The organism is Trichocoleus sp. ST-U2 (genome assembly GCF_039961875.1).
Taxonomy (GTDB): domain Bacteria; phylum Cyanobacteriota; class Cyanobacteriia; order Cyanobacteriales; family FACHB-T130; genus FACHB-T130.
Genome location: NZ_JAMPJY010000026.1, coordinates 1 through 12,754, shown reverse-complemented (window position 1 = coordinate 12,754; position 12,754 = coordinate 1). Strand labels below are relative to the sequence as shown.

General features: G+C 49.3%; 11 protein-coding genes, 1 tRNA gene and 2 pseudogenes. 10 read left to right on the top strand and 4 right to left on the bottom strand.

From position 1 onward, the window contains the following. Positions 1–16 precede the first annotated feature (16 nt). Both NC996_RS17300 and NC996_RS17295 read right to left on the bottom strand, forming a co-directional pair. Positions 17–421, bottom strand: a complete 405-nt coding sequence (locus NC996_RS17300) for a hypothetical protein (protein WP_190527464.1) — start codon at positions 419–421, stop codon at positions 17–19. 15 nt (positions 422–436) lie between these two features. Then, positions 437–1,834 carry a hypothetical protein gene (locus NC996_RS17295; protein WP_190683635.1) on the bottom strand — a complete coding sequence of 466 codons (1,398 nt, stop codon included), beginning with the start codon at positions 1,832–1,834 and terminating at the stop codon, positions 437–439. Between the two features lie 282 nt (positions 1,835–2,116). On the opposite strand from NC996_RS17295, the gene NC996_RS17290 reads away from it, so the two are divergent. Together NC996_RS17290 and NC996_RS17285 are read left to right on the top strand one after the other, a co-directional pair. Further along, positions 2,117–3,466 (top strand): inorganic phosphate transporter, encoded by a 1,350-nt coding sequence (locus NC996_RS17290; RefSeq protein WP_190414760.1) that lies wholly within the window; start codon positions 2,117–2,119, stop codon positions 3,464–3,466. A gap of 640 nt (positions 3,467–4,106) precedes the next feature. After that, entirely contained in the window at positions 4,107–5,864 is a 1,758-nt protein-coding gene (locus NC996_RS17285; protein WP_190683632.1) for an EamA family transporter, read from the top strand. Between the two features lie 304 nt (positions 5,865–6,168). Here the strand turns inward: NC996_RS17285 and NC996_RS17280 are convergent. Further along, positions 6,169–6,253: transfer RNA gene (locus NC996_RS17280), tRNA-Ser, on the bottom strand. Positions 6,254–6,316: 63 nt separating this feature from the next. Between NC996_RS17280 and NC996_RS17275 the strand changes: the two genes are divergently transcribed. The 8 genes and pseudogenes from NC996_RS17275 to NC996_RS17240 all read left to right on the top strand — a co-directional run. Beyond that, complete coding sequence (locus tag NC996_RS17275; protein ID WP_190414758.1) at positions 6,317–6,685, top strand: 2Fe-2S iron-sulfur cluster-binding protein; 369 nt, start codon at positions 6,317–6,319, stop codon at positions 6,683–6,685. Continuing rightward, positions 6,675–7,232, top strand: a complete 558-nt coding sequence (locus NC996_RS17270) for a thermonuclease family protein (RefSeq protein ID WP_190527456.1) — start codon at positions 6,675–6,677, stop codon at positions 7,230–7,232. Before NC996_RS17275 ends, NC996_RS17270 begins: the two co-directional genes overlap by 11 nt. A 60-nt stretch (positions 7,233–7,292) precedes the next feature. Then, positions 7,293–8,117 (top strand): inositol monophosphatase family protein, encoded by an 825-nt coding sequence (locus NC996_RS17265; protein WP_190683630.1) that lies wholly within the window; start codon positions 7,293–7,295, stop codon positions 8,115–8,117. A gap of 113 nt (positions 8,118–8,230) precedes the next feature. Then, the gene (locus NC996_RS17260; protein WP_190683626.1) at positions 8,231–9,205 is read left to right on the top strand and encodes a J domain-containing protein; all 975 of its coding nucleotides are present in this window, start codon (positions 8,231–8,233) and stop codon (positions 9,203–9,205) included. Between the two features lie 140 nt (positions 9,206–9,345). After that, positions 9,346–10,569 carry an ATP phosphoribosyltransferase regulatory subunit gene (locus tag NC996_RS17255; RefSeq protein ID WP_190534162.1) on the top strand — a complete coding sequence of 408 codons (1,224 nt, stop codon included), beginning with the start codon at positions 9,346–9,348 and terminating at the stop codon, positions 10,567–10,569. Positions 10,570–10,747: 178 nt separating this feature from the next. Beyond that, complete coding sequence (locus NC996_RS17250) at positions 10,748–10,972, top strand: 4Fe-4S dicluster domain-containing protein (RefSeq protein WP_190414753.1); 225 nt, start codon at positions 10,748–10,750, stop codon at positions 10,970–10,972. 90 nt (positions 10,973–11,062) lie between these two features. After that, on the top strand, positions 11,063–11,791 hold the full coding sequence (locus NC996_RS17245) for an ABC transporter ATP-binding protein (RefSeq protein WP_190534160.1): 729 nt from the start codon (positions 11,063–11,065) through the stop codon (positions 11,789–11,791). Between the two features lie 378 nt (positions 11,792–12,169). Further along, positions 12,170–12,586 (top strand): annotated as a pseudogene (locus tag NC996_RS17240) (M67 family metallopeptidase); the annotation flags it as partial. A gap of 69 nt (positions 12,587–12,655) precedes the next feature. Here NC996_RS17240 and NC996_RS17235 read toward each other — a convergent pair. Further along, a pseudogene (locus NC996_RS17235) lies at positions 12,656–12,754 on the bottom strand (IS982 family transposase); the annotation flags it as partial.

Genomic DNA, 12,754 nt, shown 5'->3' with positions numbered 1-12,754 from the left:
ACTGACAACCGAACCGCTACCAAGTCCGCAAACCGGAGTTGGCTCTGGAAAGGTCTTTTTGCTGCAAAGTCGTTCTCAAGTTTTCTACTTCTGTCCTTAACTCCTCTAGACGCTGACACGCCTGCGGAACAGGGGGTGGTGTTTGAGGCTGTCGAGTAAACCGGCGGGTACCAGGAGTTTGTTCCGTCAGAGCAGCCCCGCAGGCTTGAAAGGCTGTTTCTGACTCTTGGTTAAGCCGGGTAATATTTGCCGTTAGTTCCGGATCTAACTTGTCATCAGTATCAAAAACGGGTGCCGTATTGTTCCAGATATTCGTTCCCGTGATATCAGAATAACTACGGTCGGCTCTCGCAGGCGCAGCCATACCCAGCGCCACAATTGATAAGCCAACAACCCAACCCAGAGATTTTATGGTGTGCATTTGGGGTACTCCTCCTTAAAACTTCAATGCTGTCCCAACACCTAATACAAATCGAGAGCCATCACCCGCACCCGCAACATCGCGCAAGGCTGGAGTAATCACAAAAGGAAAGTTTTTGAAGGGAGCGATGGAAAGACCCAATGCTAAGTCCTGTCCTGTCCATTCCGCAATCAAACTAACAGGTCGAACAACTCGAACTGCCAAATTTCCAAACACGTTGATATTGTTTTCGCCAGCATCAACCGCACCGTTGGAACGGAACTGTCCATCGCCGACACCAACCGTAAAAGCAACGCGGCTGAAAGCATCATTGAGAGATTCTCGCGTTCGGAATACTTTGGTAACAACTCCATATTTGGATTGTTCAAAGTCGTTGTGACCAATATTTAAAAATCCATTCCAGCCTAATGCTGCTGATACATCTCCCCCAAATCGACGATGCAGTTTGCCATTAAAACCACCTTCGCCGAAGCTATCATTTGTTGCTAAAGCGTAGGAGAGTTCTACCCCCACGGCTTTATCGGCATTGCCTAAGCCGATGCCGATTCCCGCAGCCCCTACAGAACCGCTATCTTCTCGCACGTTGGGTTGATAGGTGCCGCTGATAAAGGCGGTGTTTCTATCGGCACCATAGCCAACTGGGATATAAATACTCAGGGCTGGGGAAGCTTCAAATTCCTCAATGGGTGCTGGCAACGCTAGCGGCGCAACAGGTTCCGGACTCGGACAGGATTCTGTCGCCGGTGTGGTTACTTCTTGAGCAACTTGATAAGTTGCATTATCTAAGGATTTAACGTTCTTGGTTCTTTGGGAGGCACAGGTATTCCCGGCTTTCGGTTCCGTTGCCATTAACTGGCTGGTTTGTACCGTTGACGAGTTAGCGATCGCCCGATCTGGACGCAGTGCTTCAGCCTTGGATGTAAATGCACTTTCACCGGGTATCGTTCGTTCATTTACAGCCGCTTCGTTAACAGTTTCCCCGTTTCGGAAGGAAGCTAAGTCAGAAGCTTTCCTCCCGGATTCCTCAGATGCAGACTGGTTAATGTCAGAAGCTCTTGATAACTGGGAGAGGAGGTTATTTGAGGGAAGCGCCGCAGTTTCAGGGATTTCTTGCAAATCAGTTTGGGGAGCAGCCGTCAATGCCGGAAGTTGCCTTGCAGCGAATCCTGGGGCATTCTGAGAAGGCGATCGCGCAAATTCCTGCCTGGATGCCAATCGTGGTTCTGGTTGGATTTCTGGGGCAGCGATCGCTGTCATACTTCTAGGAGTCACCATCGGGGTGGCAACACTCCCCTCATCGGTCACGGCTGCCTGGGGAGAACCCTCGGAACTCGGACTTTCACTTGCTTGGGCTGTCATCCCTCCAGCCACAAAAGCAGCTAAAGTACAAACAGCAACATGAGGAAAACGCATAAATTAGCCCTACTAAACTCACACCGCTCCAATTGAGAAGTCGGTCTTCCCAAATCGTTGAATAGATACTTATACAGAGTTGGGCGCGTGTATCCGCAGTGATAATCGCGCAAATTTTGCCTCGATTTGTAAAAATCATCGCTTCAAATCCCGATCGCCGCTTCCTCTCCCCTCAGCGCGATCGCGTTAGAGAAGCGAGGCGTTAGCCGCACGCTGACTTCTCAGTTCGCTCCCCTATCCCTCACCGGATAAACTAGCTGTGTCGATATCTATATTTACGGCATGATTGTTTTTGTTGCCCTGCTAGCTTTCTACGTTGCCTGGAATCTGGGCGCAAACGACGTTGCTAACTCGATGGGAACGTCGGTGGGATCGAAGGCTGTCACCCTACGGCAGGCATTGGTGATTGCCGGAGTGTTGGAATTTACAGGTGCCGTGCTGTTTGGTCGTTCTGTATCGGAGACGCTGGCAACCGGGGTTGTCAATCCAGAACTGTTCGCTGCCGTACCTCAGATGCTACTGATTGGCATGGTTTCGGTATTGATAGCCTGTGGCGTCTGGCTGCAAATTGCCACCAGTCTGGGCTTGCCAGTCGCATCATCTCATGCGGTAGTCGGCGCGATCGCCGGTTTTAGCTGGGTGGCGGCGGGTGTCGGTGCCATTGATTGGTCATTAATTGGTCTAATCAGCTTCGCCTGGGTGATAACGCCGATCATCAGTGGCACGATTGCCGCGTTATTCTACAGCGTTGTCAAGCGTTGGATTCTCGATCAACCCAACCCACTTTTTCAACTGCGCGAATGGATCCCCTGGTTGAGCGTGACGTTGCTGGGCGTCTTTGGGGTGATTGTTCTACCCTCTGTGAGTCAACCCATCGATACCTGGCTGACAAATCGTTTCGGCATCAACCTTCCTGCCCACGATATCCCTCTGTTGATTGGCGCGATCGCATCAGTTGGCCTTACCCGGTTCATCTGGCGACAATTAGCCCGCGAGGAAGCAGAGCAGCTTGTAGACACAAGAGTTATCGCGGGAGCCAATGAGACGGACAACCGCGAAATCCCAAACTCCCAATCTAAAATTCTCAATCCCATTGAGCGCCAGCTAGCACGGTTTCAGCTATTAAGTGCCTGCTTCGTCGCCTTTGCCCACGGTTCCAATGATGTTGGCAACGCGATCGCTCCCTTAGCGGCGATCGTTTATATCAATCGCACAGGTTCCGTTCCTATCACTGGCTTTAGCATTCCCCTCTGGATTCTAGTATTGGGCGGTGCCGGTATCGTTGCCGGTCTTGCCGTCTGGGGCAAAAAAGTCATTGCGACAATTGGAGAAGGCATTATTGCCCTCCAGCCGAGCGGTGGATTCTGCGCCGAACTCGCAACCGCTACGACCATCTTGCTTGCTTCCCGGCTCGGCTTGCCCGTCTCCACCTCCCACGCCCTTGTCGGTGCTGTGGTTGGCATTGGTGCAGTCAAAGACTGGAAATCCATCCGGTTCCAAACGCTGCAATCGATTGGACTCGCTTGGCTAATTACCCTTCCCATTAGTGCGGGTTTGGGGGCAATTATCTTTTTAGTTATCCGTCAGATAGGGGGACAATTCGGAATTTTCCACTTGATGGATTCAATTTAAAACTTTACATCCCCTCTCCGGTTGCCCGATTGGGATACACTCTTTCTGGAAGGAGTTTCTAGGCGGCGGCTGCTACCCTGTTGGGGAAAATGCGTCCGCGTCCAAAAACTCGATCCTAAATGCCAGCGATCAATTGGCTTTCAGGCAGGGAGACACGGCGCTGTTTCATCCGCGTATTACAAAGCTCAAACCTCTGCTTCTAAACGTGGCGCGAACTTTCTTCCCCCTTTTATTGGGGCTTTAGGGATCAAAATATTAGACTTCTTGCAAAAGTTGTCTGAACCCTCCAAAAGTCTCTCGCTCGCGGGAAGAAGAAACTCCCTCTTTGTTCTTCAATATGTCGAGGGAGGATAGTGTCTAAGTAGTTTTTCTTGCAGTCACTGCAAGATTCAACAGTCTAGAACAAAATTAAATTCACCAGAAAAATCTCTTAAAAATCACCAGAATTTTGGAGTAATCTGTCAGGATTGATGACAAAACATCAAACACTTTCCTTCATCAGAGAAACAACACCTAGTTGAGCAAAATCACATCCATCAGAAAGTGTATCTGCCAAAATATCAGAAATACTAACAAGACTTAAGTAGACTAAGTTAAAACTACACTTCGTTATAGCCAATCGTACCGAGGTTATACGCTAATGGGGCAACTGGACAATCTACCGGAAAATCACAACACCGGAAATGCTACGGCAACAGAGGCTCTTTTGAGGGCGATGACGCAGGAACTTGAGAACCTGAAGCAAAATCTCATCGTCCAGTTGAATCAAGACGTTGAGCGACTCCAGGCTGAGAAATCCCGGTTGGTCAATGAGATCAATCATCTACAAGCTCAGCGTCAGCAATTACCCTCGTCCCAAAGCTCTCTGCCTCAAGAACAAATTGATCAGGATCAGCAGCAATATTTAGTTGGGCAACTCACCCAAGCGATCGCAGAACACCTGCAAGATCTGCTGATGCAACGGCTGTCCCAGCAACCAGGTAGCTCCTATCACCCGCTGGGTGGCACTAGCAGCGCCAATTTGCCGCCCTCGGCAAATGACTACAACGACAGTGCCTACCGAATCCTCTCTTCCTTGGATACAACCCTAAGAACAACTTTTAAAACACTGCAACAAGACATCAGCAGCTATCAAAGTTCGTTCTCCCAGCAGCTGTCGCGGATGCACGGCTTGGAGCAACAAGGAGAAGCAATTTTAGAAACTCTCGTCAATCGCCTGCACGAACAACTGCAAGCAGAAAGCGATGCGCTGCCATTAGTACCATCCGAGTCAGAGGTGGGAGGACAAGCTTATAGCGATCGCAAACAGCCTCCAGAAGCGAATGCGATTCCGTTCTCGGTTCCGGCTGCCCCGCTACCACCGCCACGCCAACCTAAACCAAGCTCCCAAGGTCAGTTAGGGTTATTGTTGATTTTAATTTCTACCGTGGCGCTGTCGGTTCATAACGTGGTTGTCCAAATCATTGGCAGAGAAAGTCAAATTTTTAACTTGTTTTCCTTGGGAGGATTCATCAAGCTAGGTTTGGGCAACTCGCTGTTAATTTTGTGGTTCCGGATGATGGTGGTGCTGCCTTTAATGGCTTTACTTGCCATCGTTCTCTATCCCAACGTGTGGAGGGATATTAAGAAGTTTTTATTAGATCCAGACCGGCGCGGACTTTTAACGGTAGTCGGGAGTGGCTTCTTCCTGTTTTTGTCGCAAGTCCTGATTTATATCGCCATCCCCCAAATTGGCCCAGGGGTTGCAGTGACAATTCTGTTTATGTATCCAATTATTACAGTCCCGCTGGCGTGGCTGTTTTTTGGCGATCGCCCCACCTTCCTGCGCGTTGGAGTGATGTGCACGATTTCCTTGGGTGTTATCCTCGCAGCTTGGCCTAAAATCTTCCCGGCGGTTAATAGTGGGGTGGCAAGCATTTCTGGGGTGGGAGTTGGCACCGCCGCCGCCTCAGGAATCGCCTTTGCCTTCTACCTGATTTTTATGCAGCTTGGCTTTCAAAAGCTTCACCCCGTCCCCGTCAGCTTGGTTCAGTTTACAACCATCTTTGTCCTGGCTAGCATCAGTCTGATGTTGCCATTACCAGAAAGTTTGGCTGTTCAGGTCATCCCGGATAAGCGCCTGGGTTTGATTATCGGCGGCGTTGTCTTGGGGATATTAACTCTAGCGGGCTATTTGTTAAATAACTTTGGCGTTCGCTTCTTGGGTGCCGCACGAGCCTCGATTATCGCTTCTAGTGGCCCTGTGTTAACAGCAGTTTTGGCATTTTTGATTATTCCGAGCGCTCAGAATGCTTTACAGCCGATATCAATTTTCGGCATCGTACTGGTGACGCTGGGAGTGTTTGCCCTAAGTTTTGAGCGGCTGCTGGTTCAAAACAAGGCGCAACCCGCAAAATAAACGATGCTGTTGGTTAATTGATTCGTCTTAGGGTGGGCAATGCTCACCCTTTTTTTATTGTTTGTTATTGGGCACTTCTAATTTATTCAAAAGGCGCGATCGCGTCTTTCTCTCTAGTCAAATTTGAATCCGATCGCTCTTACCCCACCAACGTCAACACTCCTGCTGCAAAATCAAATACCAATCGCTTTTTCTGCTGGGGATTCACGCGCTGATACTGAAGCGCTCCCCAAAAATAAATATCGCCCCAGAGGATACTTCTAGGGCGATAAGCCTCTCAGCAATGCTGAGTTTTGATTTTCAACGGAGAGGGTGGGATTCGAACCCACGTTAAGTTGCCCTAAACAGCATTTCCAGTGCTGCGCCTTCAACCACTCGGCCACCTCTCCAGAGGTTTATTTATTTTGAAATGTGCAACTCAAAGCTGCGATTTTTAATAATACACTAAAACTATGACGAATTACCACACCATTCGGATACGCAATCGCCAAACCGGCACTCACCATGACCTTCAGGTGCCAGAAGATCGCTATATCCTATCTAGCGTCGAGCATCAGAGCGTCGAGTTGCCTTTTTCCTGTCGCAATGGCGCTTGTACCACCTGTGCCGTGCGCGTCCTCTCAGGGGAAATCCATCAGCCAGAAGCAATGGGGCTTTCTCCGCAACTGCGCGACAAAGGCTATGCTCTACTATGCGTAAGTTATCCTCGCTCCGACTTGGAAGTAGAAACTCAGGATGAGGATGAAGTTTACGAACTCCAGTTCGGTCGCTATTTTGGCAAGGGCAAAGTCCGTTTCGGTTTACCGCTGGATGAAGAATAACCAAAGGCGATCGCGAAAAACAAAAAGGCAAAAGAATTTTCTCTTTTGCCTTTTGGCTTTTGGCTTTTGGTTTTTCTTGGTCGGTTGCCAAGCGAAAGAAGTTCCGACAGGCGTCACCGTGAAGGTGGAGCGGGTTGTCACCGGACAAACCCTGGAAGTGCTGGATACCAGCAAGCAATCCGCTTTGGTAGAGCGAGTGCGGCTGCTGGGAATCGAGGCACCCGACATGAAACAGCAGCCTTGGGGATCGGCGGCTCAAGAGCGGCTCAAGCAGTTGATTGGCGGACAATCCGTTTTGTTAGAGTCGGATGGATCGAGCAAAGACCAGTTTGAGCGCCGGTTAGCTTATGTGTGGAAAGATGGGGTATTGCTGAACGAGCAGATGGTGGTAGAAGGGTATGTGTTTGTACCGCGATCGCTCAACAACAAATATGACCAACGGCTCACCACCGCTCAAGAATATGCTCGAATTATGGGCAAGGGCATTTGGAACCCAGAAAAACCCATGCGCTGGACTCCAGCAGAGTTTCGGCGTCAAAATCGCTAACGGCTCATTGCGAATGGCTAATTATTCATTGTTCAATGCCATTAGCTATTAGCCACAAATATGACACACCATACCCCTGACCAACTGCAAATTTTTCTAGATATTGCCACCGAGGCGGCGCTAGCTGCTGGTGCCGTCTTGCAAAGCTACTGGGGCAAATTAGAAGCCGTTGAAGAAAAAGGACGTCCAGGCGATCTCGTAACCGAAGCAGATAAAGCCGCCGAAGCCACCATTCTTTCAGTCATCAATCGCCATTTTCCCCACCATCAAATCCTGGCAGAAGAATCCGGGCAACTGGGAGATACTAACAGCGAATACCTCTGGGCAATCGATCCCCTAGATGGCACCACAAATTATGCTCATCAGTATCCCTTTTTCTCCGCCTCAATCGGGTTACTGATTGACGGAGTTCCCCAAGTCGGTGTCGTTTACGATCCATTTCATCAGGAGTTGTATCGGGCTGCCAAAGGCTTAGGAGCCACTTGCAACCGGAGGAGCATCCGAGTTTCCAAAACAGCCGAGTTGAGCAAAAGCTTGCTTGTCACCGGCTTTGCTTACGATCGACGCGAAACCGCAGACAATAACTACGCTGAATTTTGTCACCTTACGCATCTCACTCAGGGTGTCAGGCGCAGCGGTTCCGCATCCATCGATCTCGTTCATGTTGCCTGCGGACGCCTGGATGGCTACTGGGAAAGGGGTTTACAGCCTTGGGATCTGGCAGCCGGAGTGGTAATCGTGGAAGAAGCGGGGGGCAAAGTCAGCGCCTATGATGGGAGTCCTTTAGCGATTCATTCCGGTCGGATTTTGGCAACAAATGGTTATCTACACCCACAGCTCAGTCAAGAACTGTTGCAAATTACACCTCTAAGTAGATGGCAATAAGTAGATGGCAAAGTGCTAAAAATCAGGCTTCTCTGTAAGCAAGGTCACACATAGGTTTCGCAAGGGAAGTATATTAGAAAGAATATTCGGCTCTGACGGTGGGACAGCGGGCTATGTCATTTCGGATCGACCGTGGACTGTTCAAGTTTGATTTCACAGACCACCACGCAATTTTAGGGGTGCCAGTAGATGCAGGCGTCAATGACATCCGCAAACGGTATCTCAAAATTGCCCGGAGATTGCATCCGGATAGTTGCAAGGCTGAAAACGAAGCAGAAAAACAGCGTGCCAGCCAGATGTTGTCAAAATTGGTAAATCCTGCCTACGAGCAACTGTCTCAGGATCGCACGCGGGCAGAATACGTGGTTATGGTCGGGCGCATGGGTAAGCGCTTGGCTGGGGAAGGGGCGAACGCTCAACCCCAAGGTGAAACCGCGAAACAGTTAGCTCAAGCGGGGGGCGATTTAGAGCATTCCTATAAAACGGCACTGCAAAAGCTAGCACAAACGCAATATGAATCTTTGAGCCAAGTCCTAGAAGTGACGGCTCAAATCAGCGAACTGAATATGGTTTATCTGAGGCGGAAGGGGGGTTCTGGGGTAGCAACCCCGATGATGTCAGATAAACGTCCTGTCACGGGGGCTGCTGGCGGAAATGCATCGCCGCCCCCACCGCCGCCCCCACCGCCATCAACACCAACACCATCATCAGTGGCGGAACCCTATTTCCGTCGTGCTGATGAGTTGATAACGAAGAACCAGTTTGCGAAGGCGGAGATAGAGTTGCGGGAAGCCCTGAAAATGGAGCCGAACAATAGCCGTTGCCATAGCTTATTAGGGATGGTTTATTTGAAGCAAACTCCGCCTAAGGTGACAATGGCGAAGGTACATATCACCCAAGCTTTGAAATTAAACCCTCAAGATCCGATTGGGATAGAGGGCAAACAGGCACTAGACAAGCTGGCACAAAAAGTTGCGGGTGGCAAGACAACGACGCCGCCTAAGCCAGGGCAGGGCAAGCCAGGGCAGGGCAAGCCGGAGGATAAGTCTGGAGGCGGTTTATTTGGTATGTTTGGTAAGAAGAAATAAGAAAGCGATTTCTTCGATTAGGAACTCGGCTATTAGATGTTTGGAAGTTCTCGGTGAGAGCTAGAGTCAAACCGTCAACTCGCTAATCGTGAATACTTCGCTTGAAAATCGCTTGTCAACTAACAAAAAACAACGACTGAATGGTTTATCAACCCCCGGCAGGCGCGAGGGATTTGCTGCCTCTCGATGTCGCTCAAAAAAGCTGGATTGAAGATCGGTTGCAGCAGGTGTATCACCGCTGGGGCTATCACCGGATTATCACCTCCACTCTAGAGCGGTTGGATACTTTGATGGCAGGCGGAGCAATCCAGCGCTCCACAGTGATTCAAATACAGGATGCTGAGGAGGGGACGCTGGGACTGCGCCCAGAACTGACGGCTTCGATCGCCCGTGCATCTGTGACGCGGATGGCTGGTGTTACTTATCCGCAACGCCTCTACTACAACGCAAATGTATTCCGCCGTTCGCAGGGCAGTAATTACGGACGTCAGCAGGAATTTTACCAGGCAGGGGTAGAGCTGTTGGGTGCGGGGGGTGTCTTGGCAGATGCAGAAGTGCTGTTGTTGCTGGGAGACTGCTTGAAGTGTCTGGGGTTAAGCCAGTGGCAGGTAATTTTGGGAGAAGCGGGGTTAACGCGATCGCTTTTTTCCCCGTTTCCAGTTCATCTGCAAGAAAAAGTGCGACGGGCGATCGCGCATCTCGATCGAATCGCACTGGAAACTCTGCCCCTTTCCCCCGAATTGCGAGAACGAGCTTTATTTCTATTTGAGCTGCGGGGACATCCTGCTGATGTGCTGCAACAAGTTTCCACGCTAGATTTAGCAGAATCTGAGCGGCAAACAGTCAATACTCTGAAATCCCTGATCGATCTTCTCAGTGAAGGCTGTTCCCATCAGCAAAGCTTCCCCGTGACTCTGGATCTCAGCTTGATCCAAACCTTTAACTATTACACCGGCATTGTGTTTGAAGTCGTTAGCGATACAGACACTCAAGCACGGGTTTTAGCTCAGGGGGGACGCTATGACCAACTGCTGGGACTCTATCATCCCCAGGGGCAAACTTACCCCAGTATTGGCTTTGCGCTGAATATTGAAGACTTATATCAAGTCTTGCTCTCGAAGGCTGGGATGCCCCGCGAAACGCCTGCGAGTGATTGGTTAGTCGTTCCTTCATCTCCCCAAGCCTATCTGGCAGCGTTTGCCTACGCCCAAACCCTGAGAGATTCTATTCATCTGGTACGGGTGGAAATGGATTTAGGGGAGCGATCGCCTGAAGATGTGCGAGAATATGCCCGTAGCCGTCACATCCGTCGCATTGCCTGGGTGGAAGCTGAGGGTGCTACTAAAATTGAGACGCTGAGTTAGATTTTTTAACGCAAAGGTACGCGCAGAGGTACGCAAAGGGGAGGCGATTTTTCTTGCAAAATTTCACCTTTATTTGCATATTTTTGCATTTAAAAAGTCTCGTTTCAGCTATCAGCTTTCAAAAGACTTTGGTAGGCTATAGAAGCAGCCGTCTGCCAATCCCAAGAGAGAGAACACTGTGCCGCATACGATTGTTACTAATACCTGCGAAGGCGTCGCTGATTGTGTCGATGCCTGCCCTGTTGCCTGTATTCACGAAGGACCTGGCAAAAACACGAAGGGGACTGACTGGTACTGGATTGATTTTTCCACTTGCATTGACTGCGGCATCTGCCTACAAGTCTGCCCCGTGGAAGGCGCAATTGTCCCCGAAGAACGCCCCGATTTGCAAAAAACACCCTAATTGTTGATTATTCATGGTTCATGGTTGATGCAGGAATTGCAATACATCATGAACCATAAAAAATAAATATTAAATAATAAATAAGAACGAATGACTAATGAACCTTTATTAGAAGTTGAAGATGTTTGGGCGGGATATGTCAAAGATTTGGATATCCTTCAAGGGGTGAATTTCAAGATATATCCAGGTGAATTAGTTGCCGTAATTGGCCCTAATGGTGCCGGGAAATCAACATTAGCAAAGACTATTTTTGGGCTTTTAAACCCTCATAAAGGCAAAATTACTTTCAAAGGCGAGAATATTGCTGGCTTAAAGTCGGATCAAATTGTTCGCCGAGGAATGTGCTACGTGCCGCAAATCTCGAATGTGTTCCCATCGCTGACAGTGGAAGAGAATCTGGAGATGGGCGCGTTTATTCGCAATGTCCCTTTGCAACCGCTCAAAGATCATATCTTTGCCACCTTTCCGGTTCTGGCTCAACGGCGGCATCAGCGGGCTGGAACTCTGTCAGGGGGAGAACGGCAGATGCTGGCGATGGGAAAAGCTTTGATGTTGGAACCTACTCTGTTGCTGCTGGATGAACCTTCTGCGGCGCTGTCTCCCTTATTGGTCAATAACGTTTTTGAGCAGATTCAAGCGATTAATCAAACGGGCAAAGCAATTGTCCTGGTGGAACAAAATGCCCGGAAAGCTTTAGGCATGGCACACCGGGGTTATGTGCTGGATACAGGACGCGATCGCTTCACAGGTCCCGGCTCCGAACTCTTGAACGATCCGAAGGTAGGAGAACTGTATCTGGGCGCAGGTAAAGCTCACTGACGCATTGAGCGATCGCTGCTAAAAATTAAAGAAATTGGCACTATACAAATATTGTTCGCTTTGGTACTATATTTTTTATAATTGGAATCTATGCGCCCATATATATTGCTGAAATTTAGAACAATACAATTAACTTCTGGAATTTTACAGCAACCCTCCGGAAATTAAAAATATTTTTGATTGAATTCCCGATAAAATTTGTCGTTTCAATCTCAACGAATTGATAGACAAGGCAGCAGCGAGAAGAGAGAAGATTTTCTTCAAAATTCCTATAGAAGCAAGGCTGTTGTGAAAGAAAAGCAGATAGTCAGACAATCAAAACGAGAGACATCTGTGGCATACAATAGTTCCACGTCTCGCGCAGGATGATTTGGCATCTTGGCAGTATTAAAACTCCACCCTCAGCATTTGCAAGCCATCCGCACCCATGCCGAAAGCACCTATCCCGAAGAGTGCTGCGGCTTACTGCTGGGTAAACTGGCGGAAGATGGCAAAACCGTAGTGGAAGTTATGCCAACCGAGAATCGCTGGAATGCAGAAGCAGTAGAAGTATTTCAAGAAATTGAAGGTTCCGCCAAACTGGGTTCAGATAAGCGAGACAGATACGCGATCGCTCCCAAAGATATGCTAAAAGTACAAAAGCTGGGACGCGATCGCCAACTTGATATCATTGGGATTTACCACTCCCATCCCGACCATTCAGCAATTCCTTCGGAATTCGATCGGGCATGTGCGTGGTCAGTGTACTCGTATATTATTGTCTCTGTTCAACAAGGTAAAGCTGGCGATCTCCGCAACTGGAGTCTCGACGACGCCCACCAGTTCCAGCCTGAAGAAATGATAATTGTTGAACGTGAGTTCGGGTTAAGCAGGCAAGGCAGCATCGTTGATCAGGGAGGGCTTCTTGGGCTGGTGGCAGTAGGCAATTAAGCCGGCTATCAAATTGACGGCAAAGTTGACAGG